Annotated in this window: 24 protein-coding genes; 11 read left to right on the top strand and 13 right to left on the bottom strand. The window is 28.2% G+C overall.

Annotation, left to right across the window (positions count from 1 at the left end; translation table 11 throughout):
- Nucleotides 1-39 precede the first annotated feature (39 nt).
- From CLV86_RS03080 to CLV86_RS03060, 5 genes are all read right to left on the bottom strand, one after another.
- Nucleotides 40-1,929 carry a TlpA family protein disulfide reductase gene (locus tag CLV86_RS03080; RefSeq protein WP_121049531.1) on the bottom strand — a complete coding sequence of 630 codons (1,890 nt, stop codon included), beginning with the start codon at nt 1,927-1,929 and terminating at the stop codon, nt 40-42.
- Between the two features lie 206 nt (nt 1,930-2,135).
- Nucleotides 2,136-3,533: a cell envelope integrity protein CreD gene (gene creD, locus CLV86_RS03075; RefSeq protein WP_121049528.1), complete on the bottom strand. Its 1,398-nt coding sequence runs from the start codon at nt 3,531-3,533 to the stop codon at nt 2,136-2,138.
- Between the two features lie 55 nt (nt 3,534-3,588).
- Complete coding sequence (locus tag CLV86_RS03070; protein WP_076733848.1) at nt 3,589-3,882, bottom strand: winged helix-turn-helix domain-containing protein; 294 nt, start codon at nt 3,880-3,882, stop codon at nt 3,589-3,591.
- 35 nt (nt 3,883-3,917) lie between these two features.
- Nucleotides 3,918-4,241, bottom strand: coding sequence for a hypothetical protein (locus CLV86_RS03065; RefSeq protein WP_121049525.1), 324 nt, complete (start codon nt 4,239-4,241; stop codon nt 3,918-3,920).
- Nucleotides 4,238-4,846 (bottom strand): hypothetical protein, encoded by a 609-nt coding sequence (locus CLV86_RS03060; protein ID WP_076733846.1) that lies wholly within the window; start codon nt 4,844-4,846, stop codon nt 4,238-4,240. Before CLV86_RS03060 ends, CLV86_RS03065 begins: the two co-directional genes overlap by 4 nt.
- Before the next feature lie 149 nt (nt 4,847-4,995).
- On the opposite strand from CLV86_RS03060, the gene CLV86_RS03055 reads away from it, so the two are divergent.
- Nucleotides 4,996-5,355, top strand: a complete 360-nt coding sequence (locus CLV86_RS03055; RefSeq protein WP_076733845.1) for a hypothetical protein — start codon at nt 4,996-4,998, stop codon at nt 5,353-5,355.
- Nucleotides 5,356-5,368: 13 nt separating this feature from the next.
- Entirely contained in the window at nt 5,369-5,740 is a 372-nt protein-coding gene (locus CLV86_RS03050) for a DUF1801 domain-containing protein (protein WP_076733844.1), read from the top strand.
- A gap of 5 nt (nt 5,741-5,745) precedes the next feature.
- Here CLV86_RS03050 and CLV86_RS03045 read toward each other — a convergent pair whose 3' ends face one another.
- The 3 genes from CLV86_RS03045 to kdsA are packed head-to-tail and all read right to left on the bottom strand — an operon-like array spanning nt 5,746 to nt 7,705.
- On the bottom strand, nt 5,746-5,973 hold the full coding sequence (locus CLV86_RS03045; protein WP_121049522.1) for a hypothetical protein: 228 nt from the start codon (nt 5,971-5,973) through the stop codon (nt 5,746-5,748).
- 33 nt (nt 5,974-6,006) lie between these two features.
- Nucleotides 6,007-6,867: a hypothetical protein gene (locus CLV86_RS03040; RefSeq protein ID WP_121049519.1), complete on the bottom strand. Its 861-nt coding sequence runs from the start codon at nt 6,865-6,867 to the stop codon at nt 6,007-6,009.
- Between the two features lie 19 nt (nt 6,868-6,886).
- Complete coding sequence (kdsA, locus tag CLV86_RS03035) at nt 6,887-7,705, bottom strand: 3-deoxy-8-phosphooctulonate synthase (protein WP_121049516.1); 819 nt, start codon at nt 7,703-7,705, stop codon at nt 6,887-6,889.
- A 317-nt stretch (nt 7,706-8,022) separates the two neighbouring features.
- On the opposite strand from kdsA, the gene typA reads away from it, so the two are divergent.
- From typA to CLV86_RS14400, 6 genes are all read left to right on the top strand, one after another.
- Nucleotides 8,023-9,822 (top strand): translational GTPase TypA, encoded by a 1,800-nt coding sequence (gene typA, locus CLV86_RS03030; RefSeq protein ID WP_076733840.1) that lies wholly within the window; start codon nt 8,023-8,025, stop codon nt 9,820-9,822.
- Between the two features lie 165 nt (nt 9,823-9,987).
- On the top strand, nt 9,988-10,239 hold the full coding sequence (locus CLV86_RS03025; protein ID WP_076733839.1) for a uroporphyrinogen decarboxylase: 252 nt from the start codon (nt 9,988-9,990) through the stop codon (nt 10,237-10,239).
- 201 nt (nt 10,240-10,440) lie between these two features.
- Complete coding sequence (locus tag CLV86_RS03020) at nt 10,441-11,304, top strand: GNAT family N-acetyltransferase (RefSeq protein WP_121049513.1); 864 nt, start codon at nt 10,441-10,443, stop codon at nt 11,302-11,304.
- Nucleotides 11,301-12,401, top strand: a complete 1,101-nt coding sequence (locus tag CLV86_RS03015) for a DegT/DnrJ/EryC1/StrS family aminotransferase (protein ID WP_121049510.1) — start codon at nt 11,301-11,303, stop codon at nt 12,399-12,401. The genes CLV86_RS03020 and CLV86_RS03015 overlap by 4 nt, the downstream gene beginning before the upstream one ends.
- Nucleotides 12,402-13,712 (top strand): O-antigen translocase, encoded by a 1,311-nt coding sequence (locus CLV86_RS03010; RefSeq protein ID WP_121049507.1) that lies wholly within the window; start codon nt 12,402-12,404, stop codon nt 13,710-13,712.
- A complete protein-coding gene (locus tag CLV86_RS14400) occupies nt 13,705-14,268 on the top strand; it encodes an acyltransferase (RefSeq protein WP_121049504.1) in 564 nt (187 codons plus the stop codon). The genes CLV86_RS03010 and CLV86_RS14400 overlap by 8 nt, the downstream gene beginning before the upstream one ends.
- Nucleotides 14,269-14,270: 2 nt before the next feature.
- Here the strand turns inward: CLV86_RS14400 and CLV86_RS03000 are convergent, their stop codons facing one another.
- The gene (locus CLV86_RS03000; protein WP_121049501.1) at nt 14,271-15,410 is read right to left on the bottom strand and encodes a glycosyltransferase; all 1,140 of its coding nucleotides are present in this window, start codon (nt 15,408-15,410) and stop codon (nt 14,271-14,273) included.
- 35 nt (nt 15,411-15,445) lie between these two features.
- On the opposite strand from CLV86_RS03000, the gene CLV86_RS02995 reads away from it, so the two are divergent.
- Together CLV86_RS02995 and CLV86_RS02990 are read left to right on the top strand one after the other, a co-directional pair.
- Entirely contained in the window at nt 15,446-16,285 is an 840-nt protein-coding gene (locus CLV86_RS02995) for a glycosyltransferase family 2 protein (RefSeq protein ID WP_121049498.1), read from the top strand.
- 4 nt (nt 16,286-16,289) lie between these two features.
- Nucleotides 16,290-16,706 (top strand): sugar 3,4-ketoisomerase, encoded by a 417-nt coding sequence (locus CLV86_RS02990; protein ID WP_076733832.1) that lies wholly within the window; start codon nt 16,290-16,292, stop codon nt 16,704-16,706.
- On the opposite strand, the gene CLV86_RS02985 is transcribed toward CLV86_RS02990, so the two are convergent.
- On the bottom strand, nt 16,696-17,586 hold the full coding sequence (locus CLV86_RS02985) for a glycosyltransferase family 2 protein (protein ID WP_121049494.1): 891 nt from the start codon (nt 17,584-17,586) through the stop codon (nt 16,696-16,698). The two genes, CLV86_RS02990 and CLV86_RS02985, sit on opposite strands and share 11 nt — an antisense overlap.
- Before the next feature lie 128 nt (nt 17,587-17,714).
- Between CLV86_RS02985 and CLV86_RS02980 the strand changes: the two genes are divergently transcribed.
- Nucleotides 17,715-18,530, top strand: coding sequence for a 2OG-Fe(II) oxygenase (locus CLV86_RS02980; RefSeq protein WP_121050228.1), 816 nt, complete (start codon nt 17,715-17,717; stop codon nt 18,528-18,530).
- On the opposite strand, the gene CLV86_RS02975 is transcribed toward CLV86_RS02980, so the two are convergent.
- Genes CLV86_RS02975 through CLV86_RS02965 form a run of 3 tightly spaced genes read right to left on the bottom strand, consistent with a single transcriptional unit; the run spans nt 18,531 to nt 21,283 of the window.
- Nucleotides 18,531-19,214 (bottom strand): cell division ATP-binding protein FtsE, encoded by a 684-nt coding sequence (locus CLV86_RS02975; RefSeq protein WP_076733830.1) that lies wholly within the window; start codon nt 19,212-19,214, stop codon nt 18,531-18,533.
- Nucleotides 19,215-19,224: 10 nt separating this feature from the next.
- The gene (locus tag CLV86_RS02970) at nt 19,225-20,565 is read right to left on the bottom strand and encodes a glycosyltransferase family protein (protein WP_121049491.1); all 1,341 of its coding nucleotides are present in this window, start codon (nt 20,563-20,565) and stop codon (nt 19,225-19,227) included.
- Nucleotides 20,555-21,283 carry a glycosyltransferase gene (locus tag CLV86_RS02965; protein ID WP_121049488.1) on the bottom strand — a complete coding sequence of 243 codons (729 nt, stop codon included), beginning with the start codon at nt 21,281-21,283 and terminating at the stop codon, nt 20,555-20,557. The genes CLV86_RS02970 and CLV86_RS02965 overlap by 11 nt, the downstream gene beginning before the upstream one ends.
- Nucleotides 21,284-21,395 lie beyond the last annotated feature (112 nt).

Raw genomic sequence — 21,395 nt, 5'->3', positions numbered from 1 at the left:
AATTTGGAAGCCTTTTTATTTGCGAAATACTATTTAAAATTAAGATTTTAAAAGCTCAATCATTAAATCCATTTCTTGTTTTAGTTTATCGTTACTACCGCTAAAGCCAACAGATTTGAAGTTTATTTTTCCACTTGGACCAATAATTACTTTTGTTGGAATTCCTGTTATACCATATTTATTAGCCACTTCATACTTGTTACTATCTTTTATTTTTTCATCTATTAATACATGAAAATCGTAGTTATTGTCTTTAATAAATTTGGCAACATCTTTTTCACGATTAGCACCGTTTTCAAAAGTATCTACAAATAATAATACAACGTTTTCATCTTCCTTATACTTTTCAACTACTTCTTGCATTCCAGGAAAAGATGCTTTACAAGGTCCACACCATGTTGCCCAGAAATCTAAAATAACAGTCTTTCCTTTTAATTCATTTAGAGCTATATTTTTACCTTCTAAATTTTTTAAAACAAATTGTGGTGCTTCTTCATCAAGCATAGACTTTTTTAATTTGGCTAATTCTTTTTTGCGATTTTTTTCTTTTAGATCTGCAATTATTAAATTAAAATCTTGAATACTTTTATTAGGGTTTACTTTTGTGTAAGCTGTTTTATAGTACTCGGTTATTTTTTTTGTGCTATTTCCTGAGTTTAAAAAACTATTTGCTTTTTTAGCAGCTAATTCATATTGCTCATCTGCCATTAAAAATTGAATGTAACGTTCGTTTAGTTCTGCTTCTTTTCCTTCTCCAATAGCTTGAGATTGATACTTAATGGCTTCTTTTATATTTCCTAATTTAAATTGTATTAAAGCATAAGTATCTGCATACATATTATACGTGCTATTTAAACTGTTTTCATATTGTTTTTTAGATAAATATTGAGGCTTATTGGATAAATCGGTTTTGGTAGCAGTTATTAAATCTAAAGAAGCTTTAGATAGTTTAGAAGCCATTTCTAAATTCTCACCACTCTCTGCAGCTGGCCAAGCAACACTGTTATATAATCCGGCTTTTTCTTGTTTTCCTTCAATTTTATCTGCATAAACTTTAAAATTAGCTTCGTCGCCAGCCTTAAATTTTTCAGCAGCTAAACCAGTAGCTGCATAGGTTAAAGAGGGATTCATGCCAAAACTGGTTTCAATTTCACTAAAAATTTTCTCTTTTTCAGCTAGTGTTTTAGCATCGTAAAAGTTGTTCATTAGCGATTGTTGCTTAGCTTTACCTTTAGGAAATTTAGTCATTGCAATTTTAGAGACAGAATCCATTGCTGCTCTGTTTCTAAGGTTTGCATAGATGGTAGATATATTAGAGTAATCTTCTTCGGTTAAATTATTTTTAGAAGTTATGTCGCTAATGTAAAATTCTGCTAATCTCTTTGCTTTATCTTTATTTTCTGTTTGTGCTAATTGTATATGTATTACTCTCCAGTTTTCTTTAATTTCCGGATGCGTATTTATTGCTTTTTCTAATGCTTTTAAGCTGTTTTCTTCAGATCCTTTTAAACCGAAGTCGCTACCATTACCAAGTTTGTAATATTCTATTGCAGCATTTGCTCCTTTGGCAATTTCTTCATTTTTATTATAAACAGGAAATAAATAACCTTCTTTATTATTGTTGTCAAATTTATCATCTATTTTAAAATGAAATGATATTGCACTTACAGAATCTGGAACAGTAATAACGGCTTTGTTGTCATTAAAATTTAAATCGTAAGCATATGGTTTAGATTGCACTAAATTATAAAAGATGCTTTCGTCTATTTTTTTATCTCCATTGTAAGTAATAGTAAATGGATCGTTTTGAATAATTTTATTTGTAGACATTTCAAATTCTCCCATTGTGAGTGTGTTTTCTTTTTCTTTATTATTACATGAAAAAAAGAGGAATACTAATAGTAAAAAATAGGCTGGTAAGTTTTTCATATTATTTAAAATTAAAAATTTAGATTCCTAAATTTAATGAAAACAAGCGGATTAATATGTTATATCGTATCCTATAATTTTAATTCTCAATATTCTAGCGGTTAAATATTAAATGTCCAAGAGCTAAAAACAATAACTGTTTATTTGTTATTAAAACGACACTCATGATTTTTTTTTACAGAGGAGTGCCATTATGGTTTACTTAATTATCCATTATTCCAATCTATTTTTCTTGAAACAAACATTACTAATGCTAGTATTATAAATAAGCCTATGCTACCTACAACTAATGCGTAACTTTCGAGTTGAATAATTATGTATATAAATGTATATAACGCGGTTAAAGAAAGGCCAATAAATACTGGAAATTTCCATGTTTTTAAAATAGATTTAGAGTATAATGTAATAAGCGCGATTACCGATGTTCCTGCAATTAAATAGGCTTTTAAAAAGTTACTATGTTCGCTAATAGAAACAAGTAAGGTGTAAAACATGGTAAGTGCTAACCCAATCATTAAATATTGAAAAGGATGAATACCAATTTTGCTTAATGTTTGTATTAAAAAGAATAATAAAAACGTTAAGCCAATAACCAAAAATCCATATTTGGCAGAGCGTTCGCTTTTGGTATATTCGTCTACCGGAATCATAAAATTAACACCAAAAGCAAACTCTTTTAAGTCTGGTAAATATCCATAGTGTTGTTGAGAAAACGGTCTGTTAAGATCCAGTATATTCCATTTAGCATTAAAACCATCGCTTGTAAATTTATTATCGTTATATGGTAAAAACTCACCAAAAAAGTTAGCATCTTTCCAATTGGAGTTTATGTTAGCCTTAGTTTCTTTACCAATAGGAATAAATCTTATTTGTTCGCTTCCTTTTACATTAAAATTAAAGCTGAAATTTATATTATTTTTAAAAACGTCCTCGGTTAATTTTTTTAAGTTTTTTGTTTCAAGTGTATGCATAGCTAAGCTATTATAGCGTTGCTCTTTTTTGTCGCTGTAATTTGAAGCTAACTCGTATAAATTATTATTAAATTGAAGTTTAGCAGTGGTAACACCTTTAAGATTAGAGGTTTTTACCATAAGTTTTGCTTTGTCCCATAAAACATGTTTAGGGTTTATTTCTCCTAACGAAAAGTCTGGATTTTTAAAGTTTCCGTTTAAATTTATTTTACTATCGTAAACAGCAGTTTTAAAAATACCACGTTCTTTTTTTTCAGGATTTACGGTTGAAGCAATATCTAATTCTGAAGGAAAAAAATAGGCATAATTTATGTTTTCAATAGTTTCGGTGTAAGATTCATTAGTTTCCTTATTTGTTACCGTTTTTTGAGTAAACACTTTATACGGTATTTTTAAAATAGGACCATAGAGAAGTACTTCGTTTCCCCATTTATCATTTATTTCTTTTACAACACTTTCTTGTCTTCTAGAGCGCTCATTAATTAAATTCTGAATAAAAAATAATGGTATTAATAAAATTAATGTTAAAAAACCAACCATTGCTAGTCTTGCAGTGATTGATGTTTTTAACCAATGTCCAAATTTGTTTGTGTTCCTATTGTGCAGGTTGTTTGTGTTTTGTGAGTCTTGCATAATTATTGTTTTAAAAGTACTTTGTATTTCAAAGTGATTAATTAAAAAAAAGTGTTTAAGATTTATGTATTAATTTTTCTAGTGCGTTAATATGTTTTTTAAACTCTACTTTACCTAATTTGGTAGTGCTATATCTTGTATTTGGTTTTTTTCCGATAAATTGTTTTTCAATTTTTATGTATTCGGCTTTTTCTAGTGCTTTAGTATGGCTTGCTAAATTACCATCGGTAGCGCCTAAAAGCTCTTTTAATGTGTTAAAATCTGCATATTCGTTTACCATTAAAATAGACATGATTCCAAGTCTAATTCTATGGTCGAATAGTTTATTTATGTTTGTTATTATGCTCATACATTTCCCGATTAACAGGAGTGTTTTATAATGTTTTATTTTTGGTAGTTTATTTCTTCTCGATCAATACGCTTCATCTTTTTTAGAAGAAAAGTTGCACCTGCTGCAAATAATCCAAATATAAGGGCTACAGGAATTAACATAACTACAGCTTGTTCTGTAGTTTTGCGCTTACTCATTTGTTTTACAATAGTTATGGAACTTTCGTTTATTTCTTTATTATCAATAATCCCATTATTATCTTTATCGTAAAAGGCAACTTGCTCCTTAAATTTATTGTTAGAATAATAAGCATAACTTAAACCACAACAATAAATAAGAATTGTAGTAATAATTCCAACTTTTAATATTCTATTCATTTTGTATCGTATTTAAAGTGCATAATAGCACCATAGATAATATGCATTACTCCAAAACCTAAAACCCAAAGGTAAAACCCATAACCAGGATAGTATGCCGCAATAAGACCTAAAATAATTTCAATAAATCCTAAGTATTTAATATTACCAATACTATATTTTGATGCACTTACAAGAGCTAAACCATAAAAAATAAGCATTAAACCACCAGTTTGGCCATATTTTCCTTGGGCTAAAATAATTAGAATGTATAAACCACCAGCTATTAACGGAATTAAAAAATTAAAAATTAAACGTCTTGAAGAAGCATCCCAAATTTTTTCTCCATTTTTTTTTGCTTTTCTAGTGGTAAGAAAAATACCAGTAACAATACTAAATAGTGCTACCAAAAATAAAACCAGCATAACTGTTCTAAAAATCCAGCCATCTAAAAGTAATGTTCCATAGCTATATGTGTTAACTAAGTAGTAAGTAACTGCTGCACCAATTAGAGCGTATATTCCAGCCATAATGCCAGATAAACCACTTAACGAAATGAATCGAGAACTTTTATTCATGAGATTTTTTATCTCACTGATGTCTTTTAAATAATCTTTGTTGCTCATAATAAAGTACTTTGAATTACAAAGTAAATTAAATTATTTGAATGTAACAAGTTAAATAATTTATAATTTTTATCTATTTCTCTTTTAGCAATGTTGTACCAAGAAATTATTTTGGTTAATTTTAAAATCTAATTAAAAAAAATAAAACCATGATAGTTACACTTTTAACAATAGCCAATATAGCAGGAGGAATATTATTAGGTTTAGCGACATTAGATAAGTGGGACGGCGAGCGTAATTTTTTTAATAAAATAGCCGCTACTTTAGCGCCTTTTCAAACCATTATAGGTGGAGCATTAGTAGTTTTAGCGTTAATAAGATTATTTGGTAATGGAGGATTAATATTTAATATTATAAGTTTATTAGGTGGTTTTTTATTATTAACTCATGTTATAGTTAAAGCTCCTGCTTTTAAGGATACATTATATAAATTATCTGATAAGTTAATGCCATTTAAAGCTAGTATTGGAATTGCTTTAATAGTTATTGGTATAATTACCTTATTTTAATAAATATAAAATTGTGAATCCAGCCGAAGCTTATATTTTAAATCAGCCCGAGCCATATCGAGCCATGTTATTACATGTTCAAGTTATAATTGAACATACTATTCCAGAAGTTGAGTTAAAATATAAGTGGAGAATTCCTTGTTATTATGTTGGTAAAAAACCAATATGCTATTTAAATGCAAGCCATAAACATGAATTTGTAGATGTTGCTTTTTGGCATTCTAATTATATAACTAAATATACAGAGCATTTGTTTAGTGAGAAACGTAAGGTTGTAAAATCTTTACGCTATAAATCTTTAGAAGATATAAAAGATGCTATTTTAATTTCTGTTTTACAACAAGTAAATAACAGCGAAGAAAATGGTTTCTATAAAAAAGAATAAAACAATTAGAATGTTGTTGGACCATGTTTAAATATGGCATAAACCGTTGAAATTAAAAATATAAATAAGAGAATGATTAATGCTATTGCAATAGTTTTTAAAATAGGCTCACCGCCAGCATTTATGTAATCATTATCATAAATATTTTTTAAAACATAATTACGTTTTTCTTTATTTGGATATCTAATTTTTAATATTAAATATCCTATAATGTAAAGTATAAAATGATTCAAAATTTATTTTGTTGTTAGCTTTTGTTAAATGTGCTAAACTCTAAATATAGTCCCAAAAGATATTACACGTTCTAAAAACCAAAAATGTTGAGAGGCGCTTTCGTTTGTATTAATGGTAGTTCTAATATCTGGCATATTTATGTATCCAGCTCTTAAATCTCCTTGGATAAAAAAGTGCTTAAAGAAAGTAAAGTTTAATCCTGCATTAAAATGAATACCATAACCAGATAAATGAAACTCATCATATCTTTCTTTAAGAAGTAGCGTTGTGTTCGTTTTTGGGTATAATGCTCCAGCTCCAAGGCCTTCTGTTATATTTATTTGGAATTTATCTGTATTTGGTAAATGTATAAAGCTAGAAATATCATCATGTCTTGCAAATTCTAAATACGCATAATTTAAACCGTTAGTATGTTCAAACTGAAGAAAATATCTAGACATAAAATAGTCGCTTCCATCATAATTACCATTAAACATACTACCAGGCTCTTGTTCAGGTAAATTAACAGTTCCAGAAATACTTTTAAAATCATCTACGTTTAAAACATATTTCATATGGTCTATTCCTAAAGCAATAGAGTAATGATCATTTATAAAATAACCTAACTTAAAATTGGTTTGTGGAATGGTAATACGGCTTGGGTTAATATAATCAATATGCCAACCTTTAGGCTTATCTACTGCCGATGCATTATTTATTGTGAAATTGTAATTTTCACCTTTAAAATTAATATCAGATCTCGAGTAAGCCTCCCTGTTTCCTCCCCAACTAATATAAAATTTACCTTTATTTGAACTTGTGTATTTGGTTGTTATCTCTTCTTGAGAAAAAGCAAAAAGAGTAGCAAAAAATGAAACTAATAGAAATAGTTTTTTAGTGTATAAATGTTTCATTAAAGAGGGTAAAATAAATTTAAAGTGAATTTACAACTTTGCGTATTGCAGTTAAATTAGTTAATAATGTTTCTAAGTTATCTAAATGAAGCATGTTTGCACCATCACTTTTTGCGTTAGCAGGATCAAAATGTGTTTCTATAAATAAGCCATCTACATTATTTACAACACCTGCACGAGCAATAGTTTCTATCATATCTGGTCTACCACCAGTAACACCAACACTTTGGTTTGGCTGTTGTAATGAGTGTGTTACATCTAGTACTGTTGGAGCATATTGTCTCATGGTTGGAATACCACGAAAATCTACAATCATGTCTTGGTAGCCAAACATAGTACCACGATCTGTAATCCAAGCTTTATCGCTACCAGAATCTTTTACCTTTTGTACAGCATGTTTCATAGCTTCTGGACTCATAAATTGTCCTTTTTTTAGGTTTACCACTTTTCCTGTTTTTGCAGCAGCTACAACTAAATCTGTTTGGCGTACTAAAAATGCTGGAATTTGTAATACATCTACATATTGTGCAGCTAATGCGGCGTCACTAGTTTCGTGTATATCTGTAACTGTAGGTACGTCGAATTTTTCTGAAACTTTAGCTAATATTTCTAATGCTCTTTCGTTTCCAATTCCTGTAAAACTATCTATTCTACTACGGTTTGCTTTTTTAAAGCTTCCTTTAAATACGTATGGTATTTGTAGTTTGTTGGTTATTTCTACAACACGTTCGGCAATTTTAAATGCCATTTCTTCTCCTTCTATGGCACATGGTCCACATAATAAAAAGAAGTTATTTGACTCTGTATGTTTTATTTTTGGGATGTCTTGCAATTGCATAAGCTAAGTTCTTAATTAAGTCAGCAAAGATAATACTAAAAAACCGATTTTAAGCAAGCCTACATTAGTGATTCCCTTTCCTTTTTTATTTAATATTAAGTGATAATTACTTTATAATTGTAATGATATTTTTACACCCACACTAATGCGCATAAAAGAATAGATAAAATAACGTGACCTTTTGTAGCTTAGTCTTTTACATAAATTTTAGTACTAATTTTAATAGGCTACAACAGGAAATGCTTAAAAAAAAATAAAAGTATATAAATCAATAAAAATTAAGTACCTTTGCACGCTTAAAATAAGGCACTAATACTATGGCTAAAATTAAAAATATCGCAATTATTGCGCACGTAGATCACGGTAAAACAACTTTGGTAGATAAAATTATGTACCACTGCCAACTGTTTCGTGAAAATGAAAACACTGGAGATTTAATTCTTGATAATAATGATTTAGAGCGTGAGCGTGGTATTACCATTACGTCTAAAAACGTTTCGGTTGTATACAAGGATACTAAAATTAATATTATAGATACACCTGGTCACGCCGATTTTGGAGGTGAAGTAGAGCGTGTTTTAAACATGGCTGATGGTGTTTTATTATTAGTAGATGCTTTTGAAGGCCCAATGCCTCAAACGCGTTTTGTATTACAAAAAGCTATTGACTTAGGTTTAAAGCCTTGTGTGGTTGTAAACAAAGTTGATAAAGAAAACTGTACTCCAGAAGAAGTGCATGAAAAAGTTTTTGACTTAATGTTTGAGTTAGGTGCAGAAGAGTGGCAGTTAGATTTTCCTACAGTTTACGGTAGTGCAAAAAATAACTGGATGAGTGATGACTGGAAAAAAGAAACTGAAAACATCGAGCCATTATTAGATATGGTAATTGAGCATATTCCTGAGCCTAAAATTGAAGAAGGAACTACACAAATGTTAATTACATCTTTAGACTTCTCTAGCTTTACAGGTCGTATTGCAATTGGACGTTTAACTAGAGGTGAGTTAAAAGTAGGACAAAATATTTCTTTAGTTAAAAGAGATGGTTCTATTGTTAAAAATAAAATTAAAGAGCTTCATACTTTTGAAGGTCTTGGTCGTTTAAAAGTTGAAGAAGTACAAACTGGTGATATTTGTGCAATTGTTGGTTTAGAAGGTTTTGAAATTGGTGATACTGTTGCCGATTTTGAAAATCCAGAAGGACTTAAAACAATTGCTATTGATGAGCCTACTATGAGTATGTTATTTACAATTAACGATTCTCCGTTTTTTGGTAAAGACGGAAAATTTGTAACATCTCGTCACATTAAAGACCGTTTAGCTAAAGAATTAGAAAAAAACTTAGCACTTAGAGTACAAGATACAGATAGTGCAGATAAATTTATGGTTTTTGGTCGTGGTGTATTACACTTATCGGTTTTAATAGAAACTATGCGTCGTGAAGGTTACGAGCTTCAAATTGGACAACCTCAAGTAATTATTAAAGAAATTGATGGTGTTAAATGTGAACCAGTTGAGGAAATGACTATAGATTTACCTGAGAATGTTTCTGGTAAAGCTATTGAAATGGTTACTATGCGTAAAGGAGAAATGTTAAGCATGGAAGCTAAAGGTGAACGTATGGTTTGTGAATTTATAGTGCCATCTCGTGGTATTATTGGTTTACGTAACCAGTTATTAACTGCTACTGCTGGTGAGGCTATTATGGCACACCGTTTTAAAGAGTACCAACCATTAAAAGGTGGTATTCCAGAACGTCAAAATGGATCATTAGTATCTATGGAGAAAGGTACAGCTATTCCTTACTCTATAGATAAATTACAAGATAGAGGAAAGTTTTTTGTAGATCCAGGTGAAGATATTTACGAAGGTCAGGTTATTGGAGAAAATTCTCGTGGTGATGACATGACAGTAAATATTACAAAAACTAAAAAATTATCTAACGTACGTTCTTCTGGTGCAGATGATAAAGCTAAAATTGTTCCTGCAATTAAATTCTCTTTAGAGGAAGCTTTAGAATATATCCAAAAAGATGAATATGTTGAGGTAACGCCTAATCACTTAAGAATACGTAAAATATACTTAACAGAAAACGAGCGTAAAAGAAATAAAATTATATAATTTTAAAAAGAAATTATAATAAATAGTTTAAAGAGAAATACCTTGTTGTATTTCTCTTTTTTATGAGATTAATTATGATTTTTACTAATATAAATATCGCTAATACACTTAAATTAAAATAGTCCGTTAAAGCTTAAATTAAGCGGAATAAAATATTTGAAGATTATGGAATTATTTGGAATTACTGGTACAGAATACATAGGCTACTTAGCCTCATTTATGGTGTTACTTTCTTTTACGATGAAAGATGTAAAAAAATTACGCATGGTAAACATGACAGGTTGTATTTTATTTATTATTTATGGTTTTTTAATGCCAACATTAAGAATAGGTCTGCCAATAATAATAGCTAATTTTGCTATTTTTTGTGTTAATTTTTACTACTCCTTTATCAAAAAACCGGAAGTAAAAGCATAATCCAATTTTAGCATAATTTTAAAAGCCACTATTTACTTGCTCTTTTTGTTCGAAAAATTAAAAAAATTGTATTTTGCAATACCCTAACCAACAATTTTTACTATTTATACTGTTCATAAATACTCAGCAAAACATCTAAATATTTGGAACAACTTTATCTCCAAAGCAAAGAATAGTACCTTTTTATTTAAGCGTGAGTTTATGGAATACCATAGCGATAGATTTCAAGATTTTTCGCTTATGGTTTTTAAAAATGAAAAATTAATAGCAGTATTACCAGCAAATAGAATTGAGAATAAATTATTTTCCCATCAAGGCTTAAGTTATGGCGGATTAGTTGTTTTAAAAGAAATTAGGACACTTGAGTATTTAAAAGTATTTAAGGCGCTTTTAAACTCGTTAAAAACCGAAGGAATTATAGAGGTTTCTATAAAACAATTACCTTTTATTTACAATAAACATTTAACAGAAGAGTTTGAGTATTTATTACATGAATTAAACTACAAAGTAATTGTAAATAATAGTTATTATGTTTTAGATGATTTGGCACACTATAAACCAAATCGAAATAGATTAAGAGGTATAAAAAAAGCTGAAAGTAATATGAAGCTTTTACAAACTGGGCTAGATGTTTTTTGGGAGCATATTTTAACTAAAAATTTGAAAGTAAAATTTGGAGTAAAACCAATTCATAGTTTTAAAGAGATAAACTTGTTAAAATCTCTATTCCCAAATGAAATTAAGTTTTATGCTGCAGCAAATACTAATGGTATTCAAGCAGGAGTAGTATTGTTTATTACAGATAATGTTGTGCATTTTCAATATAGTTCTGGAAAGGAGGATAGAAATGAAACCGGTGCATTAGATTTTTTATTTAATGCGATAATAAAAAAATATTCACATTATAAGTTTATTAGCTTTGGCAGTTCATCAACAGATAATTCTTATAAAATAGATAAAGGTTTAGCATATTGGAAAGAAAGTTTTGGAGCCTATTTAATACCACAGCGTACTTATAATATTAAAACTAATTCAGAAATTAATTTAGAAAATATTATAAAATGATTAAGTTTCTAGATTTACATAAAATAAATGCACGCTTTGATGTTCAATTAAAAAAAGAATTTCAACAGTTTGTAGACTCAGGATATTATGTGTTGGGAGATGGTACAACTGTTTTCGAAAACAATTTCGCAAACTATTGCAAAACAAAGCACTGCATAGGTGTTAGTAATGGCTTAGATGCTTTAATATTAATTTTTAAGGCCTATTTGCAATTAGGTAAACTTAAAATTGGAGATGAAGTTTTAGTGCCAGCCAATACTTATATTGCTTCTATAATATCAATTTTAGAAGTTGGCTTAAAACCTATTTTTATAGAACCAAATCTAGATACTTTTAATTGGGAAGCTTCTACAATAAAAAACCATATTACAAATAAAACTAAAGCAATATTAACAGTACATTTATATGGCCAATTAGCAGATAGCGAAGCTATTTTAAAATTAGCACAAAACAATAAATTATTATTAATAGAAGATGCTGCTCAAGCTCATGGAGCTGAAAATGAATTTGGGAAAAGAGCAGGTAACTTAAGTCATGCAGCTGCATTTAGTTTTTACCCAAGTAAAAATTTAGGAGCACTTGGTGAAGCTGGTGCTATAACAACCAATGATAGCGAACTTGCAGAAGTGATTTTAGAGCTAAGAAACTATGGTTCGGCTTTAAAATATCAAAATGTAAGACTTGGAGTTAACAATAGAATTGACGAGATACAAGCACGATTTCTAAATATAAAATTAGATTATTTAAACGTAGATAACGAAAGGAGGCGAGAGATAGCTAAACAATATTTATCTCTAATAAAAAATGAAAAAATTAAGCTTCCGTTTTATAATGGTTCAAAAAATCATAACTTTCATTTATTTGTTATTTTAGTAGAAAATAGAAGTAAGTTTATGGAGTTTTTATTGGATAAAGGCATTCAAACATCCATACATTATCCAAAACCACCTCATAAACAAAAAGCATTACAAGTGTTTTCTAAATTGCAATTACCTGTTACCGAATTTATTCATAAAAACTGTGTAAGTTTACCTATAAATCCTGTTTTATCTCAGGAGCAAGTTTTAAAAGTAATAACCGCTATTAATACATATTAATTGAAATTTATTTTAAAATATATAGATAATAATGTATTAGTTAAGGTTGCTTCTCTAAATTCTGTCTCTGTATTTATAAAAATTATTTCTGGATTTTTAACCTCTAAATTTATAGCTATTTTTGTTGGTGCAGAAGGATTAGCACTCATTGGTAACTTAAGAGATTTTGCTAGCGCTGCACGTACATTTTCTATTTTAGGGATGTATAATGGTGTTGTTAAATATGTAGCTCAATTTAAAACTAATAAATTGGAGCTTAGTAAAATACTCTCTACCACATTATATCTTGGCTTTATAGCTACCGGTCTTGTTAGTATATTTAGCTATTATTACTCAGAAGAAATTAATACCTACCTTTTTAAAGAATATAACGACTATGGTTATGTAATAAGAATATTTGCTATTGTATTACCTTTCTACGCATTAAATATGATGGCTTTTTCTATACTTAATGGCTTTTCAAAATTTAAATACCTTATCCTCTTTAATATTTTTGGGCAAATATTAGGAGCTGCTATTACTATAATTTTAATCTGGCAAAATCAAATAGATGGTGCTCTAATAGCAGTAGTAATTGCTGAGTCTATGCTATTTTTAATAACGTTAGTAGGTATATTGAATAGGCAAAATTTTGCACCATTAATAAAGGCCTCAAATTTTAATTTTGGATATGTGAAAAAATTAAGTGCTTATTCTGTAATGGCACTTTTCTCGGCTATATTGTTACCATTTATAGCAGTAAAAATTCGAGGATATATAACCGATGAATTAGGACTGCAAAAAGCAGGAATGTGGGAAGCTATGAACCGTATTTCTAAATACTATTTAATGTTTATAAGTTCTCTATTAGCTTTATATATCTTACCAAGATTTTCTGAGATAAACACCATAAAAGGTTTTAGAAAAGAAGTGTTTAATTTTTATAAAACTATTGTACCAATCTTTGCTTTAATTTTGGCAGTTATTTATTTATTAAGAAATTTTATTATTCAAATATTATTTACAAATGAATTTCAGCCAGTTGAAGAGTTGTTTTTATGGCAATTATTAGGAGATTTTATTAAAGTATTATCTATGATAATTACTTACCAATTTTTAGCCAAAAAAATGTTTTGGCATTATATTATAGTTGAAGCTTTTTCTGTTGCTGTTTTATACTTAACAAGTATTTATTTTATTGATGCATTTGGAGTTGTTGGTGCCACTATTGCACATTTTGCTACTTTTGTCTTGCACTACGGAATAGTATTATTAATTTTTAGTAGTTCTCTTTTTGGAGTATTGCCTAAAAACGAAGAAAACGATGATTAATAAATTAGCATCAAAAATTTACTTTTTTATATTTAGAGCAGTCTGTGCTGTAAAATCTAGCAATAATAATGTTGATGGAAATTTTAAAGCGTACCAACCGGTAGTTATTAGAGGGAAAGGACATGTGAAGTTTGGTAATAAAGTAAATATAGGAGTTATTAATTCTCCATTATTTTATAATACTTATGCTTATATTGAAGCTAGAAGTAATGATGCAGTAATATCATTTGGAAATAATATAAATATTAATAATTCATTTAGCGTTGTTTCAGAAAAAAGTATAACCATAGAAGATAATGTTTTAATTGGCTACAATTGTTCAATAATTGATAGTGATTTTCATGATTTAGAACCATCCAATCGAAATAATAATACCCAAAAAAAAGAAAGTGTTTTAATTTCTAAAAACGTATTTATAGGTAATAATGTTTCAATTTTTAAAGGTGTAACTATTGGAGAAAATTCTGTTGTAGCAGCAAGTTCTGTAGTTACAAAGTCTTTTCCTTCTAATGTAGTAGTTGGTGGGAATCCTGCAAAAATTATTAAAACACTTTAATATTATTTATTCCATTTTTCGAGGTACAATTTTGCACACGAAATATAATTGTGCTCACGTTCAATAAACCTTCTTGCTTCTTTAGAAATTTCAAGAATTTTATTCGGATTCAAAATTAGCCATTCTAGTTTTTCTACTAAATAATCTACATTTGGTAAAGCATTTATTGTAACGGTATTTTCTTTTAAATTGTAATAATCTAACCATTCTTGTTCTGCACCAGTAAAAACCACCTTTCCTTTAGCCATAGCTTCTAAGGCATTGTAACCTTGGTCATAACCATAGACTTGATCTAGTAAAATATGAGTTTCATTATAAATTTTTATGTACTCGTTATATGGCAGGTTTTCCGTAATTTTAATAGATACTTTTTCAGGATATTTATTTTGTATAATTTCTAAAGCTTTTTCGAAAAAAGAAATCCCTTTTTTTATTCTTGAATGTGTATTAATTCCTAAAAAAATATTGATTTTACCATCTATATTCAGTTTGTTGAATGCAATCTTTTTAGTGTTAATTGGGTTTGCTATCAATCCTATATAGTTGTTTTCATTTTGCATTGGAATATGGTAATCTATATCTGATGCAATAGTTCCTAAGCTATTTTCTTTTAAAAATTCATGAAGCTTTTTAAAAGGTTTTGTAGTGTATTTAAGTGAAAATACAAACCTGTGTTTTAACGATTTGTCGTTTAAATACGGAGTTAAGACAGAGTATTTTAGCTCTTCCTTTAAATAGTAATTTACAACAGTGTAATCGTCTCCACAACATAAAACAAAAAGTTTTTTGTTTTGAGAAATTAGTTTTTTTAATATTTTAATTTGTGTATAAGGTTCAACAAATAAAGCGTCTTCATTTATTAATTGTACAACATCAAAATTCTTAAATTTTGGAAGCAATTTTTTAAATCTATAAGCATTTTCAATTTTAATAAAATCGGTTTTTAAATATCTAATACATAGATTATTCAATTTGTTTAAAATAAACGAAGCTTTAATTTTAGAATTATAATTAATGTCTGTCTTAAATTTTTTCATACCATCGCCAGAGCTTACAATTGTTACATTGTGCCCAAGTTCTACTAAGCCTTCTTTTAAAGAACTGTGTAGTCTACTATACTCTCCAACTAATAGAATCTTCATTTATATTTTATACATTTGTTTTCAAAGATATATTAATGAGTAATGCTACCAAAACTAATTTAAAGTTAGAAATTCTGTTGTCTACCATGAACAGAAATTCTTTAGATTTTTTGGCGCATCTTTTTCCTAATAAAAATTATCAGGAATATAATTTACTCATTATAAATCAAACTACTAAAGATTGTTTATTAACGTCAAATTTTAAAAATATTCGTGTAATCAATTCCTTTAAAAAAGGTCTTTCAAATAGCAGAAACTTAGCTTTAAAAAATGCGATTGGTGATATTTGTTTAATAGCAGATGATGATGTTATTTATAATGTAAATTTTGATAAAATAATACTCAATAGTTTTATTGTTAACAATAATAGCGATGTTATTACATTTAAAATGAAAGATCTTATTGGTAAAGATTTTAAAAAATATACTATAAGCAAGTGGCATAACGAATCTTCTATAAAGCAAGTTAATTCTGTTGTTATAGCTTTTAAATTAAATAATATAAAATATAGAAATATAACCTTTAATCCTTTTTTTGGTTTAGGTTCTATGTTTAAAACAGGAGAAGAGTATGTTTTTTTAAGAGATTGTTTAAAAGCGGGTTTAAAATTGTGGTTTGAATCTACTTATATATTATCTCATAAAATTAATAGTTCGGGAAGAGATTCTGGTAGCGATAGACTAGTGTTTGCTAGAAGTGCTCTTTTTTATAAATATCACGGTTTTAAAGCTTATTTAAAAGTTGTACATTATCTTTTACTTATTAAAAGAGAAAGACTTATTAATAATAAAATGTTTTTTAAAAAGTTAAAGGTTGGATTGCAAGGTATTTCAGCATATAAAAAATTAGTTAAATCGGGTCAAGAAACAAGATAATTATATGAAAAAAACAACAATAGATAATGTTACAATAATAGATATACCTAAAATAATAGATGCAAAAAGAAGAGGTAATTTATGTGTTATTGAAAATGAAGTTTTGCCATACAAGGCAGAGCGTATTTATTATCTGTTTGATGTGCCAAGTGATGCGAGTAGAGGTGGACATTCTCATATAAATTGTCATGAGCTATTAGTGGCTTTAAGTGGTAGCTTTGATGTGGTGGTTAAAGATGGTAAAAACCAGAAAACAATTACATTAAATAAACCAGATAAAGGATTGCTAATTGTAGATGGTATTTGGCGAGAACTCGATAATTTTTCGTCTGGAGCAGTCTGTTTAGTAGTTGCATCAGAAACTTATAGTGAGGCAGATTATATAAGAGAATATACCGAATTTTTAAAATCTAAGCAGTAATAATGTGTTTGTAAGCATAACACATAAAGGTAATTCTATAAGCTTGTAATAAAGAAATTGATGGTGCTTTACCTAATAAGTTTTTTTTCATTTTAGTTTTAAATAATTTATAAAATAAACTAAAAAGCCAAACCAATTTTAATGTTTTAATTTTTGAAAACAAACGCAGCAAATCATTACTGTGGTTATTAAAACCTTCAGTTTTGTAAAAATGAAGTAAGGTTAATGCTGCTTGTTCTTTCTTTTTTAAATAAAGACTACTTTCTTCTATGCCAAGATGGTATACTTCATTATCTATGTGGTAAATATTAACATTGATATTTTGAAGTAATGCACCAAAATAATTATCGAAGCCATAGCCTTTGTTATCTTCAATTTTAAGGTTAACAGTATTAAATACTTTTTTTCTTATTAAATAATTTGCAGAAATTATTACTTTATATGGAGATAAGTTTCTTTTGGCTGCAATAACTTCTTCTTTTGTAGTTCCGTATTTCCAGCGTAAAAGATATTGTTTTTTGGGTTTAGCCTTATAATATGCAAAACCACCAAAATACGCATCATGCTTTAGTTTTATAGCGTCTATATAATTAGATATAAAAGATTTAGATTTAGGTAAAACATCCGCGTCTAAAAATAAAAGCCATTCGTAATTTGCTTTTAGAGCTAATTCTTGACGTGCTTTTACTCGTCCATTATTTGTTTTATTTATTAAAACAGTAGTGTTGCTTAAATTATTTGTAGAATTAATGTGTTGTGTGCTGCCATCTTCTAAAACCAAAATTTCAAAAGGGACATTGCAATTACTTAACTGCAAATGTATTGTTACAATTAGTTTTGAAACATCATAGTTATATGTTGGAATTAATACTGAGAGCATGTTTTTTTTTAGCTTTAAAAATACTGCTTTTTAATAGGAAGAAATAAGAAATTGTCTTTTAAATTTTTAACACCTAAATTCTTAATAAATTGGTAAATTGCGATAGTTTAATTTTTTATATTTTTCTTTTGGATAAGCAGGCCATTTCAGATGTTATTTACAATCATATTTTTGCCAATAAGCAATCTTTAATAGATCAGTTTAATAAAAGCAAAGAGGCAATTGGCTATTTTTATATAGACAATGTTTTACCAGAAGATTTAGCTTTGGAGTGTGCAAAGGTTTTTCCTAAACCTGAACAAATGAAAATGCTTAAGTCTTTACGCGAGTACAAACATGTGTCTGCCCAAATGGATAAACATCATCCGCTTTTAGAGCATGTAATTTATGCTTTTCAAGATGAAAGAATAGTAAAGCTTATTGGTGATATTTGTAGTATTCCTGTGCTGTATGCAGATGAATCATTGTATGCAGGAGGTTTATCTTTAATGGCTAAAGATAATTTTTTAAATCCTCATTTAGATAATTCTCACGATGCAAACCGAGCACGTTGGAGAGTTTTAAACTTGTTATATTATGTAACACCTAATTGGGAACAAAAAAATGGAGGACATTTAGAGCTTTGGCCTAACGGACCTAAAAACGATGCTATTGAATTAGAAAGTAAATTTAATAGGTTAATTGTCATGGCTACACATTCTAGTTCATGGCATTCTGTAAATAAAGTTAAGGTAGATAATAACCGTTGCTGTATTTCTAATTACTATTTTAGTAATAATGCTTTACGTGAAACCGATAAGTTTCATGTTACTAAATTTCGTGGTAGGCCTAACCAAACAGTTACAAATCTAATATTAGATTGTGATGCTAATTTAAGAATGCTTGTAAGAAAAATTTTTAAAAAAGGAGTCCGAAAAAATCCACACGTTTATAAAAATAAGTAATTAGGATTTGCGTTGTACAACCTCAAAAACTTGGTTTTCATCACATTTTAAAGTCTTACTTGGATATTTTAATAGTAAAGCATAGTCATGCGTTGCCATTAATATAGTGTTTCCATTTTTATTAATATCCTGTAAAACTTCCATAACTTCAACACTAGTTTGCGGATCTAAGTTACCTGTAGGTTCATCAGCAAGAATAAGCTCAGGGTTATTAAGTAGTGCGCGTGCAATAGCAATACGTTGTTGCTCTCCACCAGAAAGTTCATGAGGGAATTTAAAGCCAGTAGTTTTCATGCCAACTTTACTTAAAACCTCTTCTATTCTTGTTGCCATACTATTTTTGTCTTTCCATCCTGTGGCTTTTAAAACAAATTCTAAGTTAGCATTTACAGTTCTATCTGTTAAGAGTTTAAAATCTTGAAAAACAACACCTAATTTTCGTCTTAAAAAAGGAATATCTTTTTCCTTTAAAGTTTTTAAATTAAAGTCTACAATACTTCCATCGCCTTTTTTTAAAGGGATATCTGCATATAAGGTTTTCATAAAACTACTTTTTCCAGAACCAGTCTTTCCTATTAAATAGACAAAATCACCTTTGTTAATTTCCACATTAACATTAGATAAAACTAAGCTTTCGCCTTGAAAAATAGAAGCATCTTTAAATTCTAGAACAGTTTGAGACATATATTTGTAGTTATTTTTCTGTAAAGTATTTAGACTTCAAATCTAAAAAATTAATAACAACAAAGTAAACAATTAACGGTAAAAATGGAAATGCAAACCTACTATTCGATCCAAAAGCAACTAAAGCTTGTGCTAATGCACCAGAGAATACAATACAAACTATAAATAGATTGAAATTAAAAACTTTACATTTTGTTTTAAAAAACAAAAACAGTGTTTTTAAAGAGAAAATAATAAACAAAATATTAAATAGTATTAAAATATGTTTTTGAATTTGAGACCAAAATAGACCAAATAAAATTTTAGCTTTGCTATTAGCAAATTTTTTGTAATTCCATTTCATACTATCTGCATTCCCAAAAAATAAATAGAAAGATTTAAAAACTTGTTTGGCATATAAATCTGGATGTTCTTTAAATAAGGTCTTAGAAATCCTGCCAAGTTCTGCCGATAAATCTTGAGGTGAAAGCTCTGTTTTTTCAATAAGCTCATCGTATGCGAACCAAACACTCATTGGTAGTTTTTTTGGAGCGAAAACTGCTATAGAATCTCTTTTTCTGGTGAAAATATCGCGAATCAACGCATCTTCATCTGGAGCTTTATCAAAAAAAGAAGTTGCAGTTTGAGCTAGATTTATTCCAAAATAGTAAGTGTTTGTAAAATATCCAATATTCTTTTTATTAAAATTGTTCCATGAAAAATAAGTAAGAAAAGGAATAAAAATAACTAACATACTTTTTAAAATGGTATGTTTTAAATTACTTCTAAAATGTTTAACTAAATAAAATAAAGCAAAACCTAAACTAAAGTAAATAAACAATGGTTTTGTAAGGTATAACCAGCTTAAAATAATAGAAAGCAAGAGGTAATATTTTTTAGAGGTTTCAGCCATAAATAATTGATAGTATTCAATAATCCAAAAACTGAAAATGACTAAAAAAACGGTTAACGTTTCGGTTAAAATTGCAAATTCATAAAACAGAAAATGTAAAAACGAAGTGGTTATAAATGTAATCCAAAAAGCTGTTGATTTATTCTTAGTTTTTCTTAAAGAAAAATCGAATAAAAAATAAGTGCTTAATACTCCTAAACACAATTGAAAAAATACGGTAACTAATAAGCTGTTATTAGCTATAGCTATTAATAACGAATAGCCGGGAGTTCTATTTCCTGCATAGTTTTCAATATTAAACAGTGAAAGTAAGTTGCCCAAAACAATATAGTCTTGGCTATCTGGAAAAATGGTTATATTATTATAAAGCAGAGCAATAAAAATACGTGCTATTAGCGCGTAAATTAATAAGATAATTAATGCGTGTTTATTAATAAATACTTGTAATTTATTTAGCATAATTACTATAAAGTTTAAGCAATGCAAAAGGTGTTTTTAAGAAATCTATAAAAGATATCCTGGTGTCTTTAGTATCATGCCATTGATTAAGTGGAACTTCTATAATATTAGATTTGCAATACGCTTTTCCGTGTAGTTTTTTTGTTCGAGCCAATAATTCTACATCAAACAGCCATTTTGTTTTAAAAGGTTCTTTAAAAATGGAGAGCGCTAAATCGCTTTGTATAATTTTTGCTCCACATTGTGTATCGTAAATATCTAATTTTAATATTAGCGAGTCTATAAATGTGGCAACCATTCTCCCAAAAAAGTGTCTATAAAACTTTCGTTTAATAGAAGCACCTAAAACCTTTACTCTAGAGCCTAAAACGAAAGTTTTATTTTTAGTTTTGGCGATGTTAAGAAGTCTAGAAATCTCAGATAAAGAGGTAGATAAATCGGCATCAAGATAGCCAATATAGTTGTACTTTTTATTGGTTTGTAAAACTGCTTTTCTAATAGTTTCTGCTTTACCAGAATTTTTCTCAAAATTTAAAATGGAAACATTGGGTAATTTTTCATTTAAACTATTTAAAACAGCAAAAGTGTTATCTGTACTGCCATCGTTAGCAAAAAGTAAATTGATTGCATTATTTTGCTTTTGAAACGTTTTAAAAGTTTCAATATCAAGTCTATTTGCTTCATTAAAACAAGGAATAATAATACAACAATCTACCATAAAATATATTGAAATTACTTGGTAAAAGTATCATTAATAAGTTTAAGCACAAAAGTTATTTTTTCAATTTTTAATAAGTTGGTTTATAATTATAACAAATTTCTAACGTTAA

The organism is Lacinutrix venerupis (assembly GCF_003663945.1).
Taxonomy (GTDB): Bacteria; Bacteroidota; Bacteroidia; order Flavobacteriales; family Flavobacteriaceae; genus Lacinutrix; species Lacinutrix venerupis.
This window is presented reverse-complemented; position numbering and strand designations above follow the sequence as displayed.

What these genes read in the sequence shown, in the direction of transcription:
- CLV86_RS03080 (WP_121049531.1), bottom strand. Translation starts at nt 1,929, where the DNA reads ATGAAAAACTTACCAGCCTATTTTTTACTATTAGTATTCCTCTTTTTT.
- creD (WP_121049528.1), bottom strand. Translation starts at nt 3,533, where the DNA reads ATGCAAGACTCACAAAACACAAACAACCTGCACAATAGGAACACAAAC.
- CLV86_RS03070 (WP_076733848.1), bottom strand. Translation starts at nt 3,882, where the DNA reads ATGAGCATAATAACAAACATAAATAAACTATTCGACCATAGAATTAGA.
- CLV86_RS03065 (WP_121049525.1), bottom strand. Translation starts at nt 4,241, where the DNA reads ATGAATAGAATATTAAAAGTTGGAATTATTACTACAATTCTTATTTAT.
- CLV86_RS03060 (WP_076733846.1), bottom strand. Translation starts at nt 4,846, where the DNA reads ATGAGCAACAAAGATTATTTAAAAGACATCAGTGAGATAAAAAATCTC.
- CLV86_RS03055 (WP_076733845.1), top strand. Translation starts at nt 4,996, where the DNA reads ATGATAGTTACACTTTTAACAATAGCCAATATAGCAGGAGGAATATTA.
- CLV86_RS03040 (WP_121049519.1), bottom strand. Translation starts at nt 6,867, where the DNA reads ATGAAACATTTATACACTAAAAAACTATTTCTATTAGTTTCATTTTTT.
- kdsA (WP_121049516.1), bottom strand. Translation starts at nt 7,705, where the DNA reads ATGCAATTGCAAGACATCCCAAAAATAAAACATACAGAGTCAAATAAC.
- typA (WP_076733840.1), top strand. Translation starts at nt 8,023, where the DNA reads ATGGCTAAAATTAAAAATATCGCAATTATTGCGCACGTAGATCACGGT.
- CLV86_RS03025 (WP_076733839.1), top strand. Translation starts at nt 9,988, where the DNA reads ATGGAATTATTTGGAATTACTGGTACAGAATACATAGGCTACTTAGCC.
- CLV86_RS03020 (WP_121049513.1), top strand. Translation starts at nt 10,441, where the DNA reads ATGGAATACCATAGCGATAGATTTCAAGATTTTTCGCTTATGGTTTTT.
- CLV86_RS03015 (WP_121049510.1), top strand. Translation starts at nt 11,301, where the DNA reads ATGATTAAGTTTCTAGATTTACATAAAATAAATGCACGCTTTGATGTT.
- CLV86_RS14400 (WP_121049504.1), top strand. Translation starts at nt 13,705, where the DNA reads ATGATTAATAAATTAGCATCAAAAATTTACTTTTTTATATTTAGAGCA.
- CLV86_RS03000 (WP_121049501.1), bottom strand. Translation starts at nt 15,410, where the DNA reads ATGAAGATTCTATTAGTTGGAGAGTATAGTAGACTACACAGTTCTTTA.
- CLV86_RS02995 (WP_121049498.1), top strand. Translation starts at nt 15,446, where the DNA reads ATGAGTAATGCTACCAAAACTAATTTAAAGTTAGAAATTCTGTTGTCT.
- CLV86_RS02990 (WP_076733832.1), top strand. Translation starts at nt 16,290, where the DNA reads ATGAAAAAAACAACAATAGATAATGTTACAATAATAGATATACCTAAA.
- CLV86_RS02985 (WP_121049494.1), bottom strand. Translation starts at nt 17,586, where the DNA reads ATGCTCTCAGTATTAATTCCAACATATAACTATGATGTTTCAAAACTA.
- CLV86_RS02975 (WP_076733830.1), bottom strand. Translation starts at nt 19,214, where the DNA reads ATGTCTCAAACTGTTCTAGAATTTAAAGATGCTTCTATTTTTCAAGGC.
- CLV86_RS02970 (WP_121049491.1), bottom strand. Translation starts at nt 20,565, where the DNA reads ATGCTAAATAAATTACAAGTATTTATTAATAAACACGCATTAATTATC.
- CLV86_RS02965 (WP_121049488.1), bottom strand. Translation starts at nt 21,283, where the DNA reads ATGGTAGATTGTTGTATTATTATTCCTTGTTTTAATGAAGCAAATAGA.